The 25131-nt window shown below is 59.1% G+C and carries 25 protein-coding genes and 1 riboswitch; of the genes, 14 read left to right on the top strand and 11 right to left on the bottom strand.

Features of this window, described 5'->3' with window-relative positions; translation table 11 throughout:
• Positions 1 to 69 precede the first annotated feature (69 nt).
• Positions 70 to 246, bottom strand: coding sequence for a hypothetical protein (locus ACR0M3_RS18630; RefSeq protein ID WP_480539983.1), 177 nt, complete (start codon positions 244 to 246; stop codon positions 70 to 72).
• On the opposite strand from ACR0M3_RS18630, the gene ACR0M3_RS18625 reads away from it, so the two are divergent.
• The 3 genes from ACR0M3_RS18625 to ACR0M3_RS18615 all read left to right on the top strand — a co-directional run bounded on the left by ACR0M3_RS18625 (position 245) and on the right by ACR0M3_RS18615 (position 5240).
• The gene (locus ACR0M3_RS18625; protein ID WP_480912108.1) at positions 245 to 3958 is read left to right on the top strand and encodes a hypothetical protein; all 3714 of its coding nucleotides are present in this window, start codon (positions 245 to 247) and stop codon (positions 3956 to 3958) included. The two genes, ACR0M3_RS18630 and ACR0M3_RS18625, sit on opposite strands and share 2 nt — an antisense overlap.
• A complete protein-coding gene (locus tag ACR0M3_RS18620) occupies positions 3951 to 4949 on the top strand; it encodes a hypothetical protein (RefSeq protein WP_480912106.1) in 999 nt (332 codons plus the stop codon). The genes ACR0M3_RS18625 and ACR0M3_RS18620 overlap by 8 nt, the downstream gene beginning before the upstream one ends.
• 75 nt (positions 4950 to 5024) lie before the next feature.
• Entirely contained in the window at positions 5025 to 5240 is a 216-nt protein-coding gene (locus ACR0M3_RS18615) for a hypothetical protein (protein WP_480484874.1), read from the top strand.
• A gap of 16 nt (positions 5241 to 5256) precedes the next feature.
• On the opposite strand, the gene ACR0M3_RS18610 is transcribed toward ACR0M3_RS18615, so the two are convergent.
• The 6 genes from ACR0M3_RS18610 to ACR0M3_RS18585 all read right to left on the bottom strand — a co-directional run bounded on the left by ACR0M3_RS18610 (position 5257) and on the right by ACR0M3_RS18585 (position 10289).
• A complete protein-coding gene (locus ACR0M3_RS18610; RefSeq protein ID WP_480484875.1) occupies positions 5257 to 5907 on the bottom strand; it encodes an energy-coupling factor ABC transporter ATP-binding protein in 651 nt (216 codons plus the stop codon).
• Positions 5904 to 6683 (bottom strand): cobalt ECF transporter T component CbiQ, encoded by a 780-nt coding sequence (gene cbiQ / locus ACR0M3_RS18605; RefSeq protein WP_480484876.1) that lies wholly within the window; start codon positions 6681 to 6683, stop codon positions 5904 to 5906. The genes ACR0M3_RS18610 and cbiQ overlap by 4 nt, the downstream gene beginning before the upstream one ends.
• On the bottom strand, positions 6683 to 7246 hold the full coding sequence (locus ACR0M3_RS18600) for a cobalt ABC transporter permease (RefSeq protein ID WP_480484877.1): 564 nt from the start codon (positions 7244 to 7246) through the stop codon (positions 6683 to 6685). Before ACR0M3_RS18600 ends, cbiQ begins: the two co-directional genes overlap by 1 nt.
• Entirely contained in the window at positions 7243 to 7854 is a 612-nt protein-coding gene (gene cbiM / locus ACR0M3_RS18595) for a cobalt transporter CbiM (protein WP_480484878.1), read from the bottom strand. Before cbiM ends, ACR0M3_RS18600 begins: the two co-directional genes overlap by 4 nt.
• A 6-nt stretch (positions 7855 to 7860) precedes the next feature.
• A complete protein-coding gene (locus ACR0M3_RS18590; protein WP_480489238.1) occupies positions 7861 to 8646 on the bottom strand; it encodes a DUF4198 domain-containing protein in 786 nt (261 codons plus the stop codon).
• A 132-nt stretch (positions 8647 to 8778) separates the two neighbouring features.
• A riboswitch (cobalamin riboswitch) is annotated at positions 8779 to 8977 on the bottom strand.
• A 121-nt stretch (positions 8978 to 9098) separates the two neighbouring features.
• Positions 9099 to 10289 (bottom strand): ROK family transcriptional regulator, encoded by a 1191-nt coding sequence (locus ACR0M3_RS18585; protein ID WP_480827119.1) that lies wholly within the window; start codon positions 10287 to 10289, stop codon positions 9099 to 9101.
• Positions 10290 to 10478: 189 nt separating this feature from the next.
• Here ACR0M3_RS18585 and ACR0M3_RS18580 point away from each other — a divergent pair, with 189 nt between their 5' ends.
• The 4 genes from ACR0M3_RS18580 to ACR0M3_RS18565 all read left to right on the top strand — a co-directional run bounded on the left by ACR0M3_RS18580 (position 10479) and on the right by ACR0M3_RS18565 (position 14087).
• Positions 10479 to 11498 carry a substrate-binding domain-containing protein gene (locus ACR0M3_RS18580; protein WP_480489243.1) on the top strand — a complete coding sequence of 340 codons (1020 nt, stop codon included), beginning with the start codon at positions 10479 to 10481 and terminating at the stop codon, positions 11496 to 11498.
• A 107-nt stretch (positions 11499 to 11605) separates the two neighbouring features.
• Positions 11606 to 12679, top strand: coding sequence for an ABC transporter permease (locus ACR0M3_RS18575; protein WP_209508213.1), 1074 nt, complete (start codon positions 11606 to 11608; stop codon positions 12677 to 12679).
• Entirely contained in the window at positions 12679 to 13455 is a 777-nt protein-coding gene (locus ACR0M3_RS18570; protein WP_480484881.1) for an ATP-binding cassette domain-containing protein, read from the top strand. The genes ACR0M3_RS18575 and ACR0M3_RS18570 overlap by 1 nt, the downstream gene beginning before the upstream one ends.
• On the top strand, positions 13452 to 14087 hold the full coding sequence (locus ACR0M3_RS18565) for a nucleoside/nucleotide kinase family protein (RefSeq protein ID WP_480560726.1): 636 nt from the start codon (positions 13452 to 13454) through the stop codon (positions 14085 to 14087). Before ACR0M3_RS18570 ends, ACR0M3_RS18565 begins: the two co-directional genes overlap by 4 nt.
• 40 nt (positions 14088 to 14127) lie before the next feature.
• Here the strand turns inward: ACR0M3_RS18565 and ACR0M3_RS18560 are convergent, their stop codons facing one another.
• The gene (locus ACR0M3_RS18560; RefSeq protein WP_480484883.1) at positions 14128 to 14838 is read right to left on the bottom strand and encodes an aspartate/glutamate racemase family protein; all 711 of its coding nucleotides are present in this window, start codon (positions 14836 to 14838) and stop codon (positions 14128 to 14130) included.
• Positions 14835 to 15539 (bottom strand): GntR family transcriptional regulator, encoded by a 705-nt coding sequence (locus tag ACR0M3_RS18555; RefSeq protein WP_267365469.1) that lies wholly within the window; start codon positions 15537 to 15539, stop codon positions 14835 to 14837. The genes ACR0M3_RS18560 and ACR0M3_RS18555 overlap by 4 nt, the downstream gene beginning before the upstream one ends.
• A gap of 111 nt (positions 15540 to 15650) precedes the next feature.
• On the opposite strand from ACR0M3_RS18555, the gene ACR0M3_RS18550 reads away from it, so the two are divergent.
• On the top strand, positions 15651 to 17345 hold the full coding sequence (locus tag ACR0M3_RS18550) for a thiamine pyrophosphate-binding protein (protein ID WP_480912104.1): 1695 nt from the start codon (positions 15651 to 15653) through the stop codon (positions 17343 to 17345).
• On the opposite strand, the gene ACR0M3_RS18545 is transcribed toward ACR0M3_RS18550, so the two are convergent.
• The gene (locus tag ACR0M3_RS18545; RefSeq protein ID WP_480484886.1) at positions 17306 to 18226 is read right to left on the bottom strand and encodes a LysR family transcriptional regulator; all 921 of its coding nucleotides are present in this window, start codon (positions 18224 to 18226) and stop codon (positions 17306 to 17308) included. The two genes, ACR0M3_RS18550 and ACR0M3_RS18545, sit on opposite strands and share 40 nt — an antisense overlap.
• 97 nt (positions 18227 to 18323) lie before the next feature.
• Here ACR0M3_RS18545 and ACR0M3_RS18540 point away from each other — a divergent pair, with 97 nt between their 5' ends.
• From ACR0M3_RS18540 to ACR0M3_RS18515, 6 genes are all read left to right on the top strand, one after another.
• Positions 18324 to 19457, top strand: a complete 1134-nt coding sequence (locus ACR0M3_RS18540) for an enolase C-terminal domain-like protein (protein WP_480912101.1) — start codon at positions 18324 to 18326, stop codon at positions 19455 to 19457.
• Complete coding sequence (locus ACR0M3_RS18535) at positions 19454 to 20704, top strand: NAD(P)/FAD-dependent oxidoreductase (RefSeq protein WP_480912099.1); 1251 nt, start codon at positions 19454 to 19456, stop codon at positions 20702 to 20704. The genes ACR0M3_RS18540 and ACR0M3_RS18535 overlap by 4 nt, the downstream gene beginning before the upstream one ends.
• 54 nt (positions 20705 to 20758) lie before the next feature.
• Complete coding sequence (locus ACR0M3_RS18530) at positions 20759 to 21736, top strand: TRAP transporter substrate-binding protein (RefSeq protein WP_480484889.1); 978 nt, start codon at positions 20759 to 20761, stop codon at positions 21734 to 21736.
• 70 nt (positions 21737 to 21806) lie between these two features.
• Positions 21807 to 22340 carry a TRAP transporter small permease gene (locus ACR0M3_RS18525; protein WP_267365461.1) on the top strand — a complete coding sequence of 178 codons (534 nt, stop codon included), beginning with the start codon at positions 21807 to 21809 and terminating at the stop codon, positions 22338 to 22340.
• Positions 22341 to 22344: 4 nt separating this feature from the next.
• On the top strand, positions 22345 to 23658 hold the full coding sequence (locus tag ACR0M3_RS18520; protein ID WP_480489259.1) for a TRAP transporter large permease: 1314 nt from the start codon (positions 22345 to 22347) through the stop codon (positions 23656 to 23658).
• Between the two features lie 7 nt (positions 23659 to 23665).
• A complete protein-coding gene (locus tag ACR0M3_RS18515; RefSeq protein WP_480912095.1) occupies positions 23666 to 24598 on the top strand; it encodes a hypothetical protein in 933 nt (310 codons plus the stop codon).
• Between the two features lie 32 nt (positions 24599 to 24630).
• Here the strand turns inward: ACR0M3_RS18515 and ACR0M3_RS18510 are convergent, their stop codons facing one another.
• Complete coding sequence (locus ACR0M3_RS18510; protein WP_480912093.1) at positions 24631 to 24993, bottom strand: cupin domain-containing protein; 363 nt, start codon at positions 24991 to 24993, stop codon at positions 24631 to 24633.
• Between the last annotated feature and the right edge of the window lie 138 nt (positions 24994 to 25131).

The raw sequence follows: 25131 nt of genomic DNA, 5'->3' as shown, positions 1-25131 counted from the left end.
CAAAGGCGATTTGGATGCCGGTGTTTCCGGGCAGGTTATTCGTCCAACTCTGACCAATTCTGGATACCGTCAGCAGCAAGAGACACGGTGCTTGTCCTGAGCGCTTTGCCGCGCGTGGCGGTAGGCACAACCCTGCGTTGCTTCCGCGAATCCCCCAAACATGTTACCTTGGGTCACCTTTAATGATTTGACTTCTTTTTCTGACATCTCGTTTTTTTCAGCTCTTTCTCGAGAGGTGACGTTCATGTCCGACTCCAGCAGTGAGCCCCCGCGCATAACGCTGTCCATACCAAATCTTCGGCCAAACCCATCGATATCAGCGGAAATTTCCGGCACTGTCGCGGCTGGTGCGCACAGCGTTGAGGATCAGAAGCGGGTTGAGGCAGAAAAGCTCAAGGCATTGCGCCGCGGTGTTGGAGTTGAGCTTTCTGCGGAAGTGATCAACGATCTGGTTGACCGGCGTGTTCAGTCGACAGGCGCAGTTTTTCGCCAGCTTGCAACCATTCGCGAAGATCTGGCCGGAGGCTTTCTGGGGGCGGTCGTTCCCACCCTCGCTCCGAAACTGCGGGGGGAACTGATCAACCCTGACGGGACACCTGCCGAACGTGTGATCGTCGAGGTCCTGCGCCCCACCTTTACCGCCAATGAAGGGATCGACAACGCGGATTTCTCGTGGGCTGTCAAAGCCGCCGTCACGGACGCGCGCGGGCTCTTCTCGCTTGATCTGCCCAATCTTCGCCTGCCACAGAACGGCCTGCGGTTGCGGATCAGGGGTCAAAACACCACCCTGACAGAAGCCGTGCCGCGCGTTGACGCGCTGGACGGCGAAATGGGCCTTGTGGTGCTGGATCGCACGCTCCTCCCTTTGCAGCGTTCGATCGTCGGCGAGCTGGCCGATATCCTGCCGGTGGATCCCGAGGATGCTGAAGAAAACATATCCGATTTCACCGGTACGCAGGCCCCTATCGTGCTGGGCGAGGGCGATTGCGCGTCGGAGTACCGAACCGAAGGCGGCACGGTTTCACGGCGGCGCTATTCGGTTCTGTACCGGCTGATTGATCCGCTCGTCGGGCCCAAGAATATCGTTCGAACACGCCCCATAGGCGGTGGCCGTTTTGTGACGACTATTCCGGGTACAACCTTTGCTCAGGCCAATCTGTCCGCCGAAACGCTTCTGGCCGCGCTCAACAATGACGGGGGTGATTGGGATTTTCGGGACCGAATTCCGATTGATGAACCCATTGATATTGAAGACTTCTTTGAAGATCTTGAAGAACGGCCGCAGGATGTGCCCAAAGCGTCGAGCCTTGCGCTTGGCTATATTGCCAAGATGCGGTCGACGGCTGTCCATGCTGGCATGTCTTTGGGTCGGCTGGTCTATTCCCTGCCGCTTGCCCCGGGAGAAGAGCAGCGGATAGTCGTGTCGGAACAGCGCGAAACACTGAGCGTACGTGAACGAGAGAGCCTGACATTTGAAGAGCAACAGGAATTCGAGGAAGCCCGCGACACGTCCTTTGACAGTACGTTTGAAAGCGCGCTGGATGAGGTAATTCAGGGCACGTCTTCGTTTTCGACCCGCGCTTTTTCAAAGAGCTTCGGAGGCGCAGGTGGCGTTGGTGGCGGCCTGTTCGGAGGCATCGGGGCCATCGTCGGCGGCGTGGGCTTCAGCGGCGCACGGTCCAGTTCGAATTCTTCCGGCAATTCGTCCAACACGCAGAACACATCGCGCGATTTTCTGTCCGACACCCATGAGACATTCTCTGCCGCGCTTGAACGGGCGGCTTCGGTCAAGCGTAACTCGGCACGGACCAGTGTGCGCACTGCAACTGCGACGGATCGGCGGACGGCCACAACGAAATTCGTGGCCAACCGCAATCATTGCCACGCAATGACCATGCAATGGTTCGAAGTCCTGCGCGACTTTTCTCTGGAAACGCGTATCGAGGGCGTGCAGCTGGTGGTCTTTGTGCCCATGCAACTCATCCGCTTCCGCCGTCTGGGGCAAGGCGATCAGTTGCCGGGCAATGTCACCCGGTCCGGATTGCTGAGCCGGTACAAGGTCATCCTGCGCCATGCCGAAGTGTTCCGGCGCGTGTTCCGAAACCGCCGCAGATTCCGCAGCGCACTGAAGCTGCTGGAAGAGTTTTATGCAGACAAGGATGCAACACCGCAGAACGCGCCCGGCGTCGCACAGGACATCGTCAGTTTCGAGGCGCAGGGCACGTTCATGCCCAATGATGACATTTCTGTCGTGATCTTCACGCAGGATGGCGACCGGGTCGGACCTGTGCCGCTGACCGGATCGCCGATCGACATCGACAACCTGCATGACCTGCCAGCGGAAACACGCGAGAACCTGCTTGTCCGGCTGGCTGATGCCCGGCGTGATCCGACCAAGCGCCGGACCTATACCGGCTCTGTGGCTTTGCCCCGTTCGGTCGAGCGGTCGGATATCGCACGTGTTGAGCTGCGCAGGCGGACGGGTTCGTTTGCCTACTCGTTCTACACCGGTCCTGATCCCATCAACATTTTCAACATCTGGGAGCATCTGGCCAATCTGGAAGATGCCGACGATCTGGATCGGGCCACCCGCAATATCAACCGCAGCCTTCGCACCACGATCTCGGGCTCGGACTTTGACGATCTGGTAGGACCGCCCATGGTCAGCGAGTTTGAGGCGCGTATGAACGAAAACGCCCAGACCGTTGTTGATGACAATACGTTCCAGGCGCTGCCTGCCACCCTGCCCTATTCGGTGCAGGAAGTGCCGGACGTTCTGTCACGCCGGGATCTGCGCCGCATCGAAGAAATGTACCAGCATATTGTGGCCAACACCGTTCGCTATTCCCGCGTGATTTGGGCCAGCATGACGGACGAAGAACGTGCGATTCTGCTGGAGCGTTTCACCATAGGGGTACCGGAAGGCGGGCTGGACGATGCCTCAAGCGAGATATCGCTGCTCAGCACCGTCCAGAACAAGGTGTTGGGGTTCTATGGCAATGCCATGATCATGCCGTTCTCGATCCCGCCCGATCTGGCCGACCGGATGGAGATGCGGACCGGTGACATTCAGGACAGTCTTCTGGCCTTCCATCGCGAAGACTTCCGACCACCGCGCCGCACGATCTCGCTGCCGACCAGGGGCCTGTTGGGCGAGGCTGTACTGGGCCGCTGCAATTCCTGCGAGATGATCGACCATCGCCGCTTCTGGAACTGGCAGGACAGCCCGACACCGCCACCGGTTGGCGACGCGCCGGTCCTGCCTGCTGACAGTGACGCCATCTTTGGTACACGTGCGCCGTCAGACCTGCCGAACAACCAGCCTTCGAACACGCTGACCATTGCAGGGGGCGACATTGGCACCGGCCAGGCTGTGCCCACGTCGCAACTGGCCGAAATCCTCAAGGCTGCGCCCGATCTTGCGCGGGCGGGAACCGATCTGACGGGTCTGAAGGAGTTGCAGGCGCAACTGGCGCTTGAAACGCAATCGGTCGCTGCGGGGCGTGACAAGGCCATCGACACGGCGACGGATCTGACCAAGGAGCTGGTTGGAAAGGCCACGGAACTTGCGGGTAAAGGTCAGGAAATCGCTGCCGCCCGCAAAGAGGAAGAGGCCAAGAAGGCCGCCGCTGACAAGAAGGCATTCGACGCCAGCAATGCCGCCAAGATCAAGGGGTTTGAGGATATCGCCAAGAACGCTTCGGGTGTTTCCGCGCTGATCGGTGGGCAACCGGATGGCAACCGGGTCGGTTTCGTTCAAAACCTGTTCAAGGATTTCCCCGGCGGGGCTACGGCTTTGGCCAACCCGTCCAACACGCTGCTTCTGGCCAAGCTTTTCGGGGCCTTCACCAAGGCAAATGCGGATGCTGATGACGGCAGCGCGACCAAGGCCGGCAGCCAGTCGGTGCTGGATTTCCTCAATGGCCTGAACGCCCCTGCGGAGGACGACAATGAGTGACACGAGCACAAATGTGACGGACAAACCGGGAATCGATGAAAGCCTCGCCGAGGCGATCATCAACATTCTTGAAACGACCAACTCTCCGGCGATCCAGCGTGCCCGTGAGGTGATTGCCCATAGGCTGGCCATTGCGGGCGATATTGCCCCATCGCGCATCCCTGCGCCGCGCAACATCACCGAGATCGGCGGCTATATCAATCTGCTGAGCGAGTATGGTGAGGCCGAACAGCGCGCACGAATGATCGCGGCTGCTTTGGGTATTGCAGGACCGCAGATTTCGCTGCCGCAGCCCGGAGCCGTTCCGCCGATGTCTTTCATCACCCGCGACGGTGCAAGGCCCGTAGGTCCGCAGCAGGCCAGTTTCCCGCTGAGCTTCACGATCCGCAGTGATTTCGTTCCGGCCTTCGACAATGCGTTGCAGGAGATCGCGATACGTGGCGGCGCGGTGCCGATCCTGACACCTGTCAGGGTCCTTCCGGCCGCCGGATCGGGGCCTGTGACCGACGGTATTGCACAGCTGGCTTTGATCGGTCGGACCCTCAGCCTCGCACCAACCGCGGCACTGCATGCCGTGGCCACCGACCCCCTGTCGCTCAGCCGTCCGACTGCGGGTGGCGGGTTCGAGGTTCTGGCACGGGTTATCGACGCCGCCGCCCCGATTGCCGGGACCATCGCGGCGGCAGACTGGACAAGCTGGGAATGCGATGCTGCTGCCTGTTCCGAGGTTGACAGCAACGATGCGCGCTTTGCCCTTACACCGATCCTGAATGCGGCCGGTTGGCACCAGGCGGCTGATCCCGACAATCCCACCGGCCTGTCCGATCCCGGCAGCTGGGCCGCGTGGCAGAACATCACCGGGCTTGTACCCGGCGTCACGCGGTTCGCGGATGAGCTGCAATTGCTGTACCCTGCCGAGATGCTCATCACCTCGCCGGTTTTCAATCAACTGGACAATGTCTGGACGGGAAGCGCCTTCGCCGCGCCATAGCAGCCCCCTGTGGCCGCAGCAAAGTGATTTGGCGGCACTAGGCTTTTGCGGCTACGCTTGAACAGGAGGGGCGCCATGCAAAACCCCGAACGTTTCGAAAAATTCTACTTTGCCAAAGTTGGCATGGGCGAAGCCTGCGGTTGCGCCGAGCGCATCATCGACGTTTTCGAGTTCAACCGAAAAGGTGGCGCGCAATCAAAACACCCGGTGAAACAGGACCGGCGCAGACGTCTGTCGTTTCGGGCATGGGCGGTCAGATATGGGCTTATGAGCCGGAAGCGGCAGGGCTGAACCCGGATTGGTCCTGTCAGACAGCAACCAGTTTTCCGTCTCGCAAATCCAGCGCATCCGGTGCCAGTTCAGCACGGAAGGCCGGGGAATGGCTGACAAGAAGGATCGCTTGCGGCAATTCCCGGAGGATTTCCAGCAGCCGGGCCTCGTTCCGTGGGTCCAGCGCGTTGGTGGGTTCATCAAGCAGCAGAACCTCGGGCTCCATCGCCAGAACGGTCGCCAGCGTAACCAGCCGTTTTTCACCCCCTGACAATTTGTGGGTGATGCGGTTCTTCAGATGCATCAGGTCCAGATCACTCAATACGTTTTCAACGATAGCAAGCGCTTCGTCGCGCGTTCTGCCCAGGTTGAGCGGGCCAAAGGCGATATCCTCGGCGACGGTCGGGCAGAACAGTTGATCATCCGCATCCTGAAACACAAGCCCCACCCGGCGGCGTACGTCGTGAAAATCGGCCTCTTGCACCCTTTGCTGACCAAAAATCGTGACCGTGCCGGACCGTGGGCGCTGCAAGCCAAGCGTGATGCGCAGCAAGGTCGATTTTCCCGCCCCGTTCGGACCCGTCAGCGACAGGCGTTGACCGGCGGACAGGCTGAGGCTGGCACCGTCCAGAACGGGTGGCTGACCAGGGTAGGCAAAGCAGATATCTTCAAGCGCAATCAGTGTCATGCCAAATCCAGTATGATCAGACCCGCGCAAAGGGCACCAAGACCTGCGGCAAAAACGATGTCCCTTCGGGTCAGGGCAAAGTCCTGAAGCAGCAGCATACGGCCTGAAAACCCCCGGCATTTCATCGCATCAAGTATGCGTTCGGATCTTTCGATCGCGCGCACCAGCATCATGCCCACGAGATAGCCAAAACTACGATAGGTGTGCCAGTTTGTTGCCGGGCGAAAACCGCGTACCTTCATGGCCGCGCGCAGGCGCAGGTATTCTTCCCGCAGAACCTCGATATAGCGGATGGTGAACATCAGAAGGTGAACCAGCTTTTCGGGGCAGCGCAGGCGGTGCAGGGCGTGGCCAAGCGTGACCGGCTCCATCGTGCCGACCAGCACCATCAGGGACAGGATGACCGCGTTGGCCGTCAAGGCGATCTCGACCGCTTTCCAGAAACCCTGCCAGCTTGCGGGAAACCCCCAGAGCGTGAACATCGGGTCGCCGGGCATGGAGAATGGCAACAGCACCAGCATGAAAAGGATGAACCCATCCATCATGGCCATGCGTTTCAACGTTTTCCGCCAGGGCAGACGCGACGCGGCAAGAAGCGAAAGGGACACCGCCAAAGCCGCGCACAGCGCTGTCAGCGAGGACACCGCGACAGTCACCACCGCGAAGACAACCGCCATGACGATCCGCATCCTTGGATCAAGCGGGTTGATCGCGCCGCGCCGCTGCGCGCCCGCTTTGATCAGCGTGCTTTCCTGTTGCCCCAGAACGTGCGCCATCAGGCCGCCAGCTTGCGGCGTGCCGCAAAGTAAAAGCCCAGACCAAACAGACCGACGATATATCCGATCCCACCCAGAACAGTTTGCAGGTCATTTTGTTCGCGGTAAGCCGCTATTTCCCGACGCAGCGGGCGCAGCTCATCCCGCACGGCCCTGGCAATGACCTGTTGTTGTTCATCGCTGAGCACCGCCGCTGTCTGGGCAGGTGCGTTTGTCGGCGCGGTGTCGGGTTCCGCTTCAACGCCCATGATCCGGGCGACATCCGCAGCGGGCATGGTGACCTCGGCCACATGCCCGGCACCAAGGTTTGCAAAGAAAGTATGGGCCACCGGCGCGTTTGGCGTGTAGATAAAGAACCCGTCTGCATCTGTTACGATACGGCCCAGCTCGGCTCCGTCCGGGCCGTTGACGATGACCTCGGCCCCGCTTGCCATGTCACCATTGGAAAAGCCGATTTCGCCTTCGATGGCGTCACCGGATTCAAACACTCCGGCTATGACCTTATGCGCCAAGGCAGGTGCGGGTGCGCAGCACAGCGCCAGAATGATCGCCAGGTACCTCACGCGGCCGCTCCTTTGACAAACAGCTCGGGCTTGACCTTGCGCGCCAGCAAAACCGCGAACCCGGTCAGGATCGCCTCAATCGCCATGACAGGAATATGTGCAAAGAAAACAAGCTTGGCCGCTGGCAGGAATGCATCCCCGGACAAGGCCAGTGAAAACGCAACCATGCCGGTTGTAGCGGCGATGGCAAAGGCACCGCCGACCCCGCCCCATATCGCACCTTGCAGAGGTGAGCCATGGGCGATCAGGCGGCCAAAGATCAGCCCGGCCAAAACCGCGGGCAACGCGATGTTCAGGGTGTTGATCCCCAATACCGTCAACCCGCCAAAGCCAAAGAAGACGGCCTGCAGCAAAAGCCCGACGAACAGGGCCGGGAATGCGGCCCAGCCCAGCAAAAGCCCGGCCATTCCGTTGAGGATCAGATGCACTGACGAAGGGCCAATCGGCACATGGATCAGCGATGCCACGAAAAAGCTGGCAGACAGCACCCCCGCAGTGGGGATGCGATCAAGATCCAGCGACCTGAGGCCCATGGCAATTCCACCCGCAGCAGCGACGGCTCCGCCGATCACGACCGGGTTGGACAAGGCTCCGTCAACGATGTGCATCTACGGTTACTCCAAATCCCAGGCGCGGATCCAGATGACCGCGTCCTGGCTTAGTTCTTTGCCGTTGTGTTTGGTCACGGGACCGGCGCCGAGTGCGGCAAATCCCCAATATCCGGCTTTTGGAACGCCAAACGTGAAATACCCGTTATCATCCGAAGTTGCGACCAATGCACCACCCGGCATCGGCGAGACCGACGGGGCGGAAGCGGCCGCGCTTTCCATGTCCGGTTCTGCGGCCATGTACTCGATCTCGATCTCGGCACCCGCAACCGGTTGGCCTTCGGCCATAACCCGACCTGTAAACGTCGAACCCGCGATGATGTTGGTTGGTTTGTTGAGCGGGATGATCTCAACCGGCAGGCCCACCGGGTTCATCCAGTCGGTCGGCAGTTCATTGCGGTTCAGGAATGCCTTGGCGATCTGCTGGATATAGATATCCTCGGATTCCTCATAATAGGGCTGGGGAACAGTAACCAACACATAGTCGCCCGACCGTTTGACGGGAACATAACCCTTGAATGCCGCGCCTTCGTTTTCGCCGCCGGTGAAACGTACGGGTTCCAGGGTATCCAGCAGATCGGTTTTCTGACCGTTGTGGATCACGTAGAATTCCTGCGGCTTGTCCAGATCCATGACATGCCCGTTCGAGAACGGATGCCAAAAGATCAGCTTGACCGGAACATTCCCCGGTGCGTCGATCATGGTGTCAGCGGTGTATTCCAGCAGGAAATGCGCATTTGCCATCGCTGGAAGCGCCATCGCCACAGCGGCTGCGGAAAGCAGCTTGGTCATCAATAGTCGTCCTTGTCCCATCGCACCAACCCCGGTACGAGATGCGTTTTGACTGCGGGGACGTCCAAGCTAAGCTGCTTTTTCAAGCATCCTGCTCCGACGCACATCCCGTCGCCGATTAGGAGTGCCCTTGTCAAAGGCACATGTCCGGCAGGTATCCTGACTTGCGGGTCAAAGCGTTGGGCTGGCCTTCCCGGATTAACACCAGTGGCACTTCAGCCCTGCTCGCCGCTTACAGTTGCGGGTGCAGTTGCGGAATTGGGCCAAAGCCCGCACCGCATTCCCTATTGATTCCAGAGCACGCCCCGGAACCGGACATGCCGAGCGGCTTGCCAGACTTCTTCGGCATCCGTCAACGATCAATTGCGCTGGCTGTCAAAAAGTTTAGCGGGCGATGCCCTTTTTCCGACGGATCCGCTTTGGATGCAGGTCAGGGTTTTTCGGGAATGAACCTACCCTTCGAGCAGGTATCTTTCCGACAATGGCAAACTGGCCGCCCCCAATGAGCGGGCATCCGGGCCTGCCGTCCCCACCTGCACCAAGGGCCGTTCAAGCCCGGTCAGGTTCATGTCTGATAGCTTGACCTCGACCAATTCCACCAGCCGCGCCTTGATGCCTGTGGGCATCCAGCCATCAATCTTGACAGATTCGAAGTCGATCAGGCTGCAAGACGAGACGATGGCATGTGCGATCCCGTGCGCCGCCTGTTTCAACCAGTTCTCAAGGTGGGTTTCCGGTATGTCCCAATGCTGTGTCGTTTCCCAGATTGAGCCGGCTGTTTCGGCATTCCCACCAACTGCGCGCTCCAGCACATAAAGACTGGCGACATCTATCAATGGTTTTACTCCGCCTGCGTCGTCCGGCACAGGCAATGGACCAAGCGCACCGGCATTTCCCCGCCCCGAAAAGATGGAGCCGTTCAGAACCACTCCACCCCCGATGAAGAAGCCGACATAGAAATACAGGAAATCTCGTGGACCTTCCGCAGGGCCAAAGACCAGCTCGGCACCGCAGGCGGCCGTTGCGTCGTTCTGCAGGAATACCGGCAAGTCATAGCTTGCGGCCAGCGCGCCTTTCAGGTCCGCGTCACGCCACGGATCCATTTTCTCCTGCGGAACCTGCAATGTCTGCGCCCAGTCCCAAAGGTAGAACGGCATCGCAATCCCAAGACCCGCGATCCGGCTGCGCGCCTCGGGCGACAGTGACGCCATCACTTTGTCGAGGCTTTCTTTGGAAAAGCTCAATGTCGCCTCGGGTGTCGGAAAATCATAAGTCCGCCGCTCACGGTGCCTGACATTGCCAAGGAAATCCGTCAGCACCAATTCGGTACTGCGCCGCCCGACTTTGAGCCCAAAGAAATAAGCGCCATCCGGGTTCAGGCGCATGGGAACCGAGGGCTGTCCGACTTTTCCCCGGATCGGTTCGCCCCGCAGAAGCAGCCCATCGGTTTCCAACTGGCGCATGATGACCGAGACCGTCTGCGCCGACAGCCCGGTCATCCGCGCGATTTCAGATTTTGCGAGGGCCTGATGGCGCCGGACCAGTGACAGGACAAGCCGTTCATTTCGGGCCCGCATTCCACTTTGGTTGGTGCCGCGCATATCTGGCTCGCGTACGCCAGTGGTATTGTCCAAAGAGTTCATTGCAGACACGGCCATCCCCTTCATGACGACAATGTTGAAACCCTTCCTTTCTGTCAATAATAATTAAGAGTGATTTATTTATTGACTCGAAATTCGAATCTTGTGATGGTTTTCACGTTCGATCGGGCCGGTTTTCGCCCGATCAAACGTATGCCCGGACGGGCATTGGGAAAACTGGGAGGACTACCGATGAAACTTGCGAAACTTGCAGGCGCCACGGCGCTGGCGGTTACGGCCATGGCAAGCAGTGCAATGGCCGAAGGTGAAACCGTTTGCCTGATCACCAAGACGGATACCAACCCTTTCTTTGTTAAAATGAGAGAGGGTGCGACCGCCAAAGCCGAAGAGCTTGGCATGACGCTGAAGGCCTTTGCCGGCAAAGTCGACGGAGACCACGAAACTCAGGTTCAGGCCATTGAAACCTGCATTCTGGATGGCGCAAAGGGTATCCTGCTGACCGCGTCGGATACGTCGTCCATCGTTCCGGCGGTGCAGCAGGCCCGCGATGCCGGGCTGCTGGTGATTGCGCTGGACACCCCGCTTGAGCCTATCGACTCGGCCGACGCGACCTTTGCCACCGACAATTTCCTTGCGGGGCTTCTGATCGGACAATGGGCAAAAGCCACTCTGGGAGATGCGGCAAACGACGCCAAAATCGCCACGTTGGACCTTGCGGTCAGCCAGCCCACTGTGGACGTGCTTCGCAATCAGGGGTTCCTGCAGGGGTTCGGTGTTGATCTGGCCGATCCGAACGTGATCGGCGATGAAGACGACCCGCGTCTTGTTGGCAGCGATGTCACCGCTGGCAACGAAGAAGGCGGCCGCCGCGCGATGGAAAACCTGCTGGCCAAAGATCCGATGATCAACGTGGTGCACACCATCAACGAACCGGCGGCAGCGGGCGCTTACGAGGCGCTCAAGGCTATCGGACGCGAGAATGACGTGCTGATCGTTTCCGTCGATGGCGGTTGCCCCGGCGTGCAGAACGTGGCGGACGGGGTCATCGGCGCAACATCCCAGCAATACCCGTTGCTGATGGCATCGCTGGGCGTTGAGGCTGTCAAGAAATGGGCGGACGAAGGGACGAAACCCGAGAACACACCCGGTAAGGACTTTTTTGACACTGGCGTGGCGCTTGTGACGGATAAGGCCGCCGACGGCGTCGAGTCCATCTCGGTTCAGGAAGGCATGGACCTCTGCTGGGGTTAAGCTGAACGTGTGGAAGGCCGCAGCGCGGCCTTCCACTTATCAAAACCACCCACACGCCTGAAACCTTGCTAAAGTCGTCATAAACCTGACGCTTTGGGGGAAGTTCCATGTCCGATTCTTCACGACAAGCCGACGATTTCGAAACCGCCGCAAAGGGCAGCCCTGAGCAAGTTGCCGAATTTGACGATCACCAACGCGGATTTGTCGGAACGGTTCAGCATTTTCTGCATGTGAACCCGTCGCTGGTCCCGCTGATCGTCCTTGTCGCTGCAATCGTCATCTTTGGTGTCTTGCTGGGCCCCAAGTTCTTTTCGCCCTTTGCGCTGACATTGATCCTGCAACAGGTTCAGATCGTCGGGATCGTGGCGGCGGCCCAAAGCCTTGTGATCCTGACCGCAGGCATCGACCTGAGTGTTGGGGCCATCATGGTGATGTCGTCGGTTGTGATGGGGCAATTCACTTTCCGCTATGGAATGCCACCTTCGGTTGCGATTGTGTGCGGCCTTGCTGTTGGCTCGGCAATCGGGGCCTTGAACGGGTTTCTGGTCAGTCGCATCAAGCTGCCGCCTTTCATCGTCACTCTTGGCATGTGGCAGATCGTTCTTGCGGCGAATTTTCTTTATTCACAAAACGAAACGATCCGGTCGCAGGAGATCGAGGAACACGCCGCCATCCTGCAACTGTTTGGTGCCAAGTTTAACGTGGGCGGGGCGGTGTTTACAGTCGGGGTGGTCTTCATGCTGGCGCTGATCCTCGTCCTTGCATATGCGTTGCGGCACACGGCCTGGGGCAGGCATGTCTATGCCGTCGGAGATGACCCCGAAGCGGCAGAACTGTCTGGTGTCAACGTGCACCGTACGCTGATATCCGTCTACATGCTGTCCGGGCTGATCTGCGCCTTTGCGGGCTGGGCCCTGATTGGCCGGATCGGGTCGGTTTCGCCAACCTCGGGCCAGCTGGCCAATATCGAAAGCATTACCGCGGTCGTGATCGGGGGGATATCTCTGTTTGGCGGACGCGGGTCTATTCTGGGGTCCCTGTTTGGTGCCCTGATCGTGGGTGTCTTTACGCTTGGGCTGCGGTTGCTGGGCGCGGATGCACAATGGACGTTCCTGCTGATCGGCATCCTTATCATCGCAGCGGTCGCGGTCGACCAGTGGATCAGAAAGGTAGCAGCCTGATGGAACCCATTCTCAAAGGACGGAACCTTGTGAAACGCTACGGCAAGGTGACTGCGCTGGATCACTGCGATTTTGACCTGATGCCGGGTGAGATTCTGGCGGTGATCGGCGACAATGGCGCGGGTAAGTCGACGCTGATCAAGGCAGTGTCGGGCGCAGTGACGCCAGACGAAGGCGATGTCTGGCTTGAAGGTCAAAAGGTGAATTTCCATTCACCAATCGACGCGCGTGAAGCCGGTATTGAAACCGTCTACCAGACGCTTGCCATGTCCCCTGCCCTGTCGATTGCGGACAATATGTTTATGGGGCGGGAAATTCGGCGAAAGGGGCCGCTCGGGTCGTGGCTTCGAATGCTAGACCGTCCGGCGATGGAAAAGTTCGCCCGCGAAAAGCTGAGCGAACTGGGTCTGATGACCATCCAGAATATCAATCAGGCCGTCGAAACCCTGTCGGGTGGACAACGTCAGGGCGTTGCCGTGGCACGTGCAGCGGCGTTCGGGTCCAAGGTCATCATTCTGGACGAACCGACAGCAGCACTGGGTGTCAAGGAAAGCCGCAGGGTCCTTGAACTGATCCAGGATGTGAAATCACGCGGCATTCCGATCATCCTGATCAGCCACAACATGCCTCATGTATTCGAAGTCGCAGACCGGATTCACGTGCACAGGCTGGGAAAACGCCTGTGTGTGATTGACCCCAAGGACTATTCGATGTCCGACGCCGTAGCATTCATGACCGGGGCCAAGGACGCACCGCCCGAGGATCAGGCTGCATGACCGGTGGCGGCACCGCCCCTGACGTTCTGGCCGACAGCATCGTCGACGCCGTTGAGGCGCTGCCGCCGGCCCGACACCGGCAACTTGTCGCGATTGCGGGCCCGCCCGGATCCGGGAAAAGCACCGTTGCCAGCCTTGCCACGGCCAAGCTGAACCGGCGCGGCGTGTCAGCAGGGCTTGTGCCAATGGACGGTTTTCACTTTGACAACGCGATCCTGAAGGAACGCGGGCTTTTCGCCCGCAAGGGCGCGCCGGAAACCTTCGATCTTGCCGGGCTTCATGCCTTGCTTGTGCGTTTGCGCACCGAAGATGAAGTTGCAATTCCGGGCTTCGACCGAAAGCTTGATCTGGCGATCGCTGCCCGATCAATGATCTCGCCTGATCAGCGGGTCGTTCTGGTTGAAGGCAATTACCTTTTGCTGGATGAACCGGGCTGGGTGGGCCTTCATCCCTTATGGGCGCTCAAGGTGTTTCTGGGCGTCGATCTTGCTACACTGGAAACCCGGCTCACCGACCGTTGGGTTGGGTTTGGGCTGGACAAACAGGCCGCAAGAGAGCGGGCGCTTTCAAACGACATTCCGAATGCCGAGCGGGTGATCCGGAACTCGGTACAAGGCGACCTGAACCTGTGACATCTTAGGGCAGGTCAGTCAGAGCGCCCGTGTCACCTGTCTAGTAGGTGGGCGGAACAAGACCGGCCTGAAACCACTTCACGAAAGACACGATAGAAAACACGGGCAGCCCTGTGGCGCGCTGAATATCGGGCGCGTAGGGGCACATATTCGTGCATTCCAGCACGATCGCGCCAAGATCGGTGTGTTCCGATGTCAGGGCCATTGCGGCTTCGACATTGTCTTTGCGGGCCTTTTCCACATCAAGACCAAGCTCATTTCCAAGGATTGCGCGGGTGAACTCCGCCCCGCCTTCGGTTGTGCCGATAGGCGTGTCCAATGGAACATTGGCGGCCAGCAAGTGATCTTGGGTCAGAGTGGAGGCTGATATGGTCAGAACCCCGGCGCGTTTTCCCGCCGGCAGGATGCGGTTGACCATTTCAACCTGCATCAGGGACGATGTGGCCACCGGAACCGGGACCGCCTGGGCCAGCTCTTTTTGGAACAGCGACAGAAACCCGCAATTGGTGGTAATCCCGTCCACACCATCTTTGACAAGCTCCTGCGCCGCGTCGATGAACACGTCGAGCATGCCTTCGGCTTTGTGCCGTACCACCCGATCCGGCGAGGCATCACGCACAATGCGGTAGTGAACCGGAAAGGGCCAGGTCTGCGCGTTGCCCATATCGCCGGGAATGCGGGGAAAGCGGGCATCCAGCATCAGAATGCCGACAGACGCACCGTAGATGGATTTTCCGCCCTGCGCGATCATCCCTCAACCTCCTCGATGATACGGGTCGAAATATCGTCCGACCCTTCCATGTAGATGTTCGAAATCCCGTGACGCACGGCATCCTGCACCTGATCCATACGCTTGGAGATATGTGCAGCCAGAACCCGTGCCGCCTCATCCGCGTTCCGGTCCATCAAAGCCTGCATGACGCGTTTGTGTTCGTCCTTTGAGCGTTGCACGCGGTCGAGGCTCATGGAAATCCAACGGATATAGCGGATACGGTCGTTGATCCGCGTCAGGGTTTGCAACAGTTCCATATTCCCCGACAGCTTCGCGATACCCAAATGAAACGCCTCATCCCGGTTGACGGCTTCTTCGACAGTCAGACCGGTGATGTCGATGCCCGTTGCGTAAAGCTCGTCCCGCAACAGCTGCAGGTCTTCGTCCGATGCCTTGGCACAGGCCGCACGCGCCGCCGCTGTTTCGATGATCTGGCGCAGTTCGAACAGGTCGAACACGCTTTGCGCGTCCAGCGGGCGGCAGAAAAAGCCTTGTCCGGGGCGGAAGTCGAAAAGCCGTTCGGCAACCAGACGGTTCAACGCCTCGCGCAGCGGGGTGCGGCTGACGCCCAGATCCCTGGACAACGCCACTTCGTTCAGGCGGTCGCCGGGGCGCAGGCGAAACGAAACCGCCATCGCCTTGACCTGATCATAGATATCATCGACGCGCGGACCCGCCATTACCCCAGCCCTTCTTCGTTTGAATCACAGGTGCCACACGCTGAGCTTGAAATCAATATACAAAACTGTATACAGGTCTGCGTACAGATTTGACACAAGGGACTCGCAACCATGACAGGGACAAATTTTCTGACCGGAGCCGAAGCCATGGTGCGCATGCTCGAAGCGCATGGTGTGACGCATATGTTTGGCCTGTGCGGCGATACCACTTTGCCCTTTTATGATGCCCTTGCCCGGATGGATCACAGCATTCAGCACATTCTGACACGGGATGAACGGCACGCGGCCTATATGGCGGATGGCTATGCCCGCGTCACCGGCAAGCCCGGCGTGTGCGAGGGCCCGTCCGGTGGTGGTGCGACCTATATCTTGCCCGGAGTGGTCGAGGCCAACGAAAGCTCGGTTCCGATATTGGCAATCACGTCGGATGTGGCGACGACCAGCCGCGGTAAATACCCGTTGACCGAACTGGATCAGCCTGCGCTGTTCCGGCCTCTGGCCAAATGGAACACATCCCTCGACGACGCAGCGCGGCTTCCGGCCATGGTTCGGGCCGCCTTCAGGGCGATGACGACCGGCACGCCCGGTGCGACGCATCTGGCGCTGCCGTTTGACACGCAGAAGGGGCAGGTAGACGAGGCTGAAATCTGGGCGGATGACAGGCACCGCAGCTATCCCGCTGAACGGGCCGCACCTGACCCGGACGCCATTGAAGCAGCGGCTGCCATTCTTGCAGGGGCCAAATCCGCGGTTGCGGTCTGTGGTGGCGGGCCGGTTTTGTCCCGGGCGACCGATGCGCTGCGCCGGGTTGCAGGCCTGCTGGACATGCCCGTGGCCACAACCGTATCGGGTCAGGGGTCCATTGCCGAGACCGACCCGCTTGCCCTGGGCGTTGTCGGGTCGAACGGGGGCATCCCGGCAACCCGCGCCGTCGTGGATCAGGCCGATGTCGTTTTGTTCATTGGCTGCCGCGCCGGTTCGGTCACAACGGAACGGTGGAGAAGCCCCGGACGCAACACCACGATCATCCATATCGACAGCGATCCGATGGTGATCGGCGCCAATTACCAGACCGAAGTGGCTATCTGCGCCGATGCCCGTCTGGCGCTGGAGGCTTTGGCGCTGGCACTGGAAAACCGGCAGGACCTGACCAGCCAAGGCGGAGCAGCCAAAGCCCGCGCCGCTTGGGAGGCCAAGAGGACCGCGTTCGCCCCGCTGGCCGCAAGTCGCGAGACGCCGATCCGGCCCGAGGCTGTCATGGCGTCCTTGATGGACATTCTGGATGACGACGCGATTGTGGTCGCTGACCCCGGCACCCCCTGCCCCTATTTCAGCGCATATTACCGCTGGCGGAAACCGGGGCGCCAATTTATCACAAACCGGGCACATGGGGCGCTAGGGTATTCGCTGGGCGCGGCCATGGGGGCACATGTCGGGCGGCCATCGGTCAAAACCCTGTCGGTCATGGGCGATGGCTCGTTCGGGTTCACCTGCGGCGAATTTGAAACGATGGTCCGGCACAATATGCCAATCACTTCGATCGTCTTCTCGAACTCAGTCTTCGGATGGATCAAGGCTGGCCAGAAAGCGGGATTTGGTCAGCGCTATTACAATGTTGATTTCAACCGGACGGACCACGCCGCTGTTGCGGCGGCCTTTGGCGTCAAATCCTGGACCGTCAAAGACCCCGAGGATCTGACGCGCGTGCTGAAACAGGCGATTGAGCATGACGGCCCAACACTTGTCGACATTCACTCACAGCCGCTTCACGAAGCGGCCGCACCGGTCTCGGAATGGGTCGCGTAAGCGGCAATTGACGGGGTCAACTGGGCCAGAAATTCCTGCGCAATCGTGGACAGAGGGCGTCCCTTTGCCGTGATGATCGCAAGATCCAGCATGACTGGCGGCGCAAATGGGCGGGTCAGATACCCGCTCTCGTCGTCAAAGGTCACGGTAAAGGGGTCGATCATCGCGACCCCCATACCCTGTTTTACAAAGCTCAGCAGGTTTTCGGAAAGATGGGTGTGTATCTGGGTGCGCCATGTGTGACCGGATGTCTGAAAGATGTCGCGGGTCCGGCGATGGGTCTGATGTTCCGGCCCCATTACGATGAAGGGTTCGTTTTCCAATATCTCTGGCGTCAGAACGTCGTGCTCGGCCAAGGGACTGCCCTCAGGAAAAGTCGCGAGCGTTTCAAACTGAAACTCCTGATAGTTCAGTGTGTCATGCAGAATGGGCATCTCGACAATACCGATTTCAAACAGGCCCGAGATGACCCATTCCTGAATCTTGGATGAATATTGCGACTGAAAGCTGACAGACAGGTTGGGGCGCGTTTTGGCAAACCGCGCGATCTCGCGGGGCATGAAACCAAAGGACAACAGGTGCGGCGCGGCAACCTGCAACTGTCCGGGATGTTTGTTTTGCAAATCGGTCACGGCCTGCGCCACGTGGTCCAGCCCGCGCACGACCGTGTCAACCTCGCGAAATAGCATCTCGGCCTCAGGTGTTGGCAGCAATCGGCCTTTTGTCCGTTCAAACAGAGGCAGACGCGCCTCGCGTTCAAGTTGTGCCAGAAGGTTGCTGATGCCGGGTTGCGATATCCCAAGAACCGAGGCCGCGCCGGTCACGGTTCCGGTTTCCATTATGGCATGAAATGCCTGAAGCTGACGAAAGCGCAGGGACAACGATAATCACATCACTTTTTCTGATGAACTTACGAGAATATAATATTTGAAATGATAGCCCGGTCAAGGCAGGCTTTCCCCATCGACAGGGGGCGAAATGAGCAATCTGGCACAGAAAATCATCGGTTATGACCTGTGGCATCTTGAACTGCCGGTCACATCCCGCCGGGATCACGGCATCGGGTCGGTTGAAGGCGTTTGCGAAGTCGTCATCCTGCGCCTGACATCCGAGGATGGCACCCAAGGGTATGGCGAGGCATCGCCCTGGTCGGTATTCACCGGAACACCCGAAGCGAGTTTTGCCGCGCTGGACCGTTATCTGCGCCCTCACGTTCTTGGGGCATGCGTTGGGGATCGGGCCGCAATCATGGCACGTGCGGCTTACGCCGTGGCACATTGCACCGAAGCCAAGGCGGCGCTGGAAACCGCGCTGTTGGATTTGGCAGGCCGGATCAGCGGTGTTCCGGTCTGGTCCTTGTTGGGTGGTCGCTTCCGCGACAGCATTCCGCTGAGTTGTTCCATCGCAAACCCCGACTTTGCCCAGGACATCGAACTATTGGCACGCCTGCGTGAGGATGGTGTTCGGATTGTCAAACTCAAGACCGGGTTCAAGGATCACGCCTTCGACATCATGCGGCTGGAGTACCTTGCCCAGAACTACCCGGAGCTCTCGGTCCGCGTGGACTATAATCAAGGGCTCAGCATTGATGATGCGCCATCGCAGGTGCGGGACGTCGCTCAGTTCAAACCGGATTTCATTGAACAACCTGTCCGCGCCCATCAGTTTGGCATGATGGCAAAGCTGCGGCAGATGACGGATGTTCCGCTACTGGCCGACGAAAGCGTCTTTGGCCCCGAAGACATGGAGCGCGCGGCCAGCGAAGGGATCTGCGACGGGGTTTCGGTGAAGATCATGAAGTCAGGCGGCCTGACCCGCGGGCAGACGGTTGCGCGCATCGCTGCGGCCCATGGCCTGTCGGCCTATGGTGGCGATATGTTCGAGGCTGGACTGGCCCATTTGGCAGGCACGCACATGATTGCCGCGACACCGGAAATCTCTCTGGGCTGCGAATTCTATCAGGCGTCCTATTTCCTGAAAGAGGATATTCTGGAGGAAACTTTCCAGGTCAGGGACGGTCAGGTTTGTGTGCCTCAGGGCCCCGGACTTGGCGGCAGACCCGACCTGACCAAACTGGATCATTATGCGGTTGCCAGGGTGGTGACAGAATGACGGACAAGAAAACCATAGCCATCATAGGGGCCGGAATTGTCGGCGTGTCGACTGCGGTCTGGTTGCAGCGGGATGGTCACAATGTGATCCTGATCGACAAGGCAGGCCCTGCCGAAGGTACCTCGCACGGGAATGGCGGGGTATTGGCCTCGTGTTCTATCGTACCGGTAACAGTCCCCGGATTATTGGGAAAAGCACCGAAGATGCTGCTGAGCCCCTCGCAACCGTTGTTTCTGAAATGGGGGTATTTACCAAAGCTTCTTCCGTGGCTTTGGAAATACCTCAGACATGCAAACGCCGCCGACGTCGAGAGGATCGCCGCAGCACTGACATCCATCGTTGGCGACAGTCTGAATGATCACAAGGCGCTGGCGGCCGGAACGGGGGCGGAAAAGTGGCTGGTTCCTTCAGATTACCTGTTTCTTTACAGGGATCGCGCACATTTTGAGGAAGATGCCTTTGGTTGGGATATCCGGCGCAGGAACGGGTTTCAGTGGGACGAATTGGAAGGTCACGCCTTCCATGAATATGACCCGGTTTACAGTCAGGGCATCGGATTTGCCGCCCGGCTTTCGGATCATGGCCACATCACCGACCCCGGCCGGTACGTGAAAGACCTTGCCGCGCATGTTGAGGCGAACGGCGGTCGCTTCATACGTGCAAACGTCGAAGACGTGGTTCGGGAAAACGGGCATGTCACAGGTGTTCGGGCCGGTGGAGAGACCATTGCTTGTGACGCAGCCGTCGTGACGGCCGGGATCTGGTCGGGCCCATTGGCAAAGCGCTTGGGAGTTTCTGTTCCTCTTGAAAGCGAACGTGGTTATCATATTGAATTGGTAGAGCCTTCCGCGATGCCGCGCAGCCCGGTTATGGTTGTCTCGGGCAAGTTCGTTGCGACACCGATGGATGGGCGCATACGCCTGGCGGGCATTGTCGAGTTCGGAGGGCTGGATGCGCCGCCCTCCCACGCACCGTTCGAGTTGATGCGCAAAAATGCCCGGGCGGCGTTCCCGGGCGTGACATGGAAGGAGGAAGTGGAATGGATGGGGCACAGGCCCGCCCCGGCTGACTCGATCCCGGTCATTGGCGATGTGCCCGGTATCAAAGGGGCCTACATGGGCTTTGGGCATCACCATATCGGCCTGACAGGCGGGCCAAAAACCGGGCGCCTTCTGGCGCAGATGATTGCGGGCAGAACGCCAAATGTCGACATGAGCGTCTACGCGCCGTCACGATACGCAAAATAACAAACAAACCGGTGAAAAACGCCGGTGTTTCCAAATTCAACAGGGAGAAGAATGATGAAGAAACTGACGAACCTTCTGGCGGCAACTGCGCTGACTGCCACCGCTGCTGCACCCGCCATGGCCGAAAAATGGGACATGCCGATGGCCTATTCGGCGTCAAACTTCCACTCGGCCACGGGCGCGGAATTTGCCAAATGCGTCACCACCGGCACCGGTGGTGAGATTGAAATCGTCACGCACCCGTCCGGATCGCTGTTCAAGGGCGCCGACATCAAACGCGCGATCCAGACCGGACAAGCCCCGATCGGTGAGCGGCTGCTGTCAGGTCATCAGAACGAAAACGCATTGTTCGGGTTTGATTCCATCCCGTTTCTTGCAACTTCATTCGACGACAGCGCCAAGCTTTGGGAAGCAGCCAAACCTTCGATCGAAAGCCTGCTGGCCGAACAAAACCTGACACTGCTTTATGCAGTGCCGTGGCCGCCGCAGGGTCTTTATTTCAAAAACGAGGTGAACTCGGTCGCCGAGATGAAGGGTATCAAGTTCCGCTCGTACAACAACGCCACTTCGCGGCTGGCCGAGTTGACCGGGATGCTGCCGGTCACCATCGAAGCGGCTGAAATCAGCCAGGCTTTTGCAACCGGGGTCGCGGATTCAATGATATCGTCGGGTTCGACCGGATATGACCGCAAGGTTTGGGAAAGCCTGAACTATTTCTACGAGGTCGACGCCTGGCTGCCGCGCAACTACGTGATGGTCAATTCCGACGTCTGGTCTGGTGTGTCCGATGCCAACAAGAACGTCATCAAAGGCTGTGCGGAACTGGCGGAATATGCCGGGAACTGGCGCGCCAAGGAATACACCGGCTTTACGTTGCAAGGCCTGCGGGATGGCGGCATGACCGTCGGCCCGGCATCGGATCAGATGGTGCAGGAATTGAAAGAGATTGGCGTGACCATGACCAATGAGTGGCTGGAGGCCGCTGGGGACGAAGGCAAGGCCATCGTCGACGCCTTCAATTCGTCGCAGTAATCCTTTCGGAGCGGGCGGCAGCATATCCTGGCGCCCGTTTCATATCCAATCAGAACACAGCGGGGACGGCATGGCGGTTTTGCGAGGGCTTCGGTCCGTATTGGATTTCATTTATCTGGCGGCAGGGGTTCTGGCGGCGCTCAGCCTGATTGCCATATTGCTGCTGATCGTGGTGCAGATGCTGGCCCGCTGGACCGGCGAAGTGTTTCCCGGCGCACCGGACTATGCCGGTTATGCGATGGCTGCCGCCTCTTTTCTGGCTTTTGCCAACGCGCTGAACCGGGGCAGTCACATCCGTGTATCGATCCTGCTGAACGCAGTGCCGGACGGGGTGCGGCGCGTTCTTGAGGTTTGGTGTTTTGCCATTGGCACGGCTGTTATGTGGTATTTCTGTTGGTATGCCTATCGCTTTGTCTACTGGAGCTGGAAATTCAACGATGTCAGCCAGGGGCAGGATAGAACCGCCCTTTGGATCCCTCAATCCGCGATGCTGATCGGTGCCGTGATCCTTGCCATCGCCCTGACGGATCACCTGATCCATGTCCTTTTCCGCGGTGAACATCGGATCGTCCGCGATCTGGCCGATCAGAGCCACGGAGAGTAAGCGCATGGAAAATCTGGCCGTTATCATCCTCTTCCTCTTTGTGCTTTTTACCCTGTTGGGCACCGGTGTGTGGGTCGGACTGGCCCTGATGGGTGTTGCGTGGGTCGGGATGGAGCTGTTCACGACACGCCCCGTGGGCGACGTCATGATCACGACCATCTGGTCGGCATCGTCCTCGTGGACCCTGACCGCCCTGCCGATGTTCATCTGGATGGGCGAGATCCTGTACCGAACGCGATTGTCCGAGGACATGTTCAAGGGGCTGTCGCCCTGGATGGCCCCCCTGCCGGGTGGTCTGGTGCATACGAATATCGTTGGATGCACTGTCTTTGCAGCTGTCTCGGGGTCGTCTGCGGCAACCCTGACGACCGTCGGAAAGATGTCGATCCCCGAGTTGCGCAAACGCAATTACCCCGAGCGGATGATCATCGGTACATTGACCGGGGCTGCGACATTGGGGCTGATGATCCCGCCCTCGCTGACCCTGATCGTGTACGGGGTGACGATCAATGAATCGATCACCAAGCTGTTCTTTGCCGGCATCCTCCCCGGCCTTGTTCTTGCGGCGATGTTCATGGGCTATGTCGCGCTGTATTCCAAGCTGGGAAAGGACTGGAACCCGAATGACGAAAGCAAGCTGAGCTTTTCCGAGAAAGTCAAAAACTCACGCTTTCTGCTGCCTGTGATCCTGCTGATCACCGTTGTCATCGGGTCGATGTATCTAGGCTATGCCACCGCGACCGAAGCCGCCGCTTTCGGCGTGATCGGGGGGCTTTTGCTGGCCGCCGGTCAGGGGTCGCTGACCTGGAAGACCTTTACCGAAAGTCTGATGGGGGCCACGCGCACCAGTGCGATGATCGCCCTGATCCTTGCGGGGGCGGCCTTTTTGTCGCTGTCGATGGGGTTTACCGGCCTCCCACGCGGACTGGCCGACCTGATCGCCGGATGGGACCTGACACGGTTCGAACTGCTGATGGTCTTGCTGGTGTTCTACATCATTCTGGGATGCTTTCTGGACGGGATTTCTTCGGTCGTGCTGACCATGGCCGTGGTTGAACCGATGATCCGTGACGCCGGGATCGACCTGATCTGGTTCGGCATCTTCATCGTGGTTGTTGTCGAGATGGCGCAAATCACACCGCCAATCGGGTTCAATCTGTTCGTGATGCAGGGCATGACAAACCACGAAATGAGCTATATCGCACGCGCCGCGATCCCGATGTTCCTGATCATGGTATTGATGGTTTTCATCCTCATCTGGTTCCCGGATCTGGCGACCTGGCTGCCGGAAAATCTGCGCCAAAGCCCGGGCGGGTAGAACGGCCTTGAACCCGCTTCATCTGGCGGCGCGCCATGGCCCTCATGTTCTGATCGCCGGGCTGGCAGCTGGCCTTCTGCTCCCGTCTCTGGCCGAGCCGATGCGAAACCTGCTGCCACCTCTGGTCGTGTTATTGCTGTTCGTCACGGTCCTCAGGATGAACCCGGAAACCATTCTCGGGTCGCTGAGTGATCTGCAGAAAGTTGCATTCACAGTCATCGGGTTTCAATTCGTGATGCCGCTGATCGTGCTGGCCATCGGGTTCGCGGGCGGATGGACTGGAACGCCTGTCCTTTTGTCCCTGCTGATCATGGCGGCGGCCCCGTCCATTTCAGGCAGTCCCAATATGTGCCTGATGATGGGCCATCCGCCTGAACACGCGATGCGGCTGATGGTAGTGGGTACAGCCCTGTTGCCGCTGACCGCATTGCCCGTATTTCTGCTCATGCCCGAACTGGGGGATATTCAATCTGTCTTGCAGGCCGGGTTGCAATTGTTGCTGACCATCGTACTTGCAACCGGGGCTGCCATCGTCACCCGGCGCACAGTTCTGCGCGCACCCTCACCCGCGACGCTGCTGAATTTGGAGGGATTGGCGACACTTACCTTGGCCGTCTTTGTCATCGGGCTGATGCCTTCGGTCAGCGCCACGGCCCTGAACAACCCAGCCATTGCAACCTTCTGGATCGCGCTCGCCTGTCTGGCCAATTTCGGGGCACAAGCCGTTGCATTTCACCTGAGCCGAAACCGGCTGCCCGCAGACAAATCAACCGCGATATCGATCATCGCGGGAAACCGGAACATCGCCATATTCTTTGTCGCCCTGCCACCCGATGTCACCGCCCCGATCATGGCCTTCATCGGCGCGTATCAGATCCCAATGTACCTTACGCCCATGATCATGCGACGCCTTTATGGCAAGAACCACCTTCCCGCGTAACGGCTTCTGCGCTTCAGATCACCTAGTGGGTCTTAGGTGCAATCCCGGATCACAAAGTGCTTCGTCGTTTCCTCGATGACTTCCCAATAGCCGCGAAACCCATTCGGGATCAGAAAACTCGCCCCGTCGCGAAAATCCTGACGGTTGCCGTCTTCGTGGATCAAAGCGCAATGGCCTTTGACAATATAGCAATATTCGTCCTTGTCCGTGAACGCATGCCATTTTCCGGGCGTCGAGGTCCATGTGCCCGCAGACAACTTGCCGTCCGGACTGGTAAAATGCACCCCGATCTGGTGATGCGGATCGCCTTCGACAACGCGGTCCGGAAGATCGGCCAGGCGCCGTTCGCTGCTTGTTGCGGGCGCACCGAAGAGATTGAGAACCTGAGATGTCATGACATCATACCCTCCTGCTGAGCGTGTGTTTCAAAACAGCACGACCCCCCTCTGCGCGTTGATGGCCCCTTTTGTGATGCGGGGGTCGTTGCCTTCGCTGAGGGCGATTATGGGACGGGTGGCCGGAGCGTTTTGCCG

The sequence above is a fragment of the Ruegeria sp. O5 genome (assembly GCF_056535105.1).
Note: the sequence above shows the minus strand (reverse complement) of the source record. Positions and strands in the feature narration are given on the sequence as shown.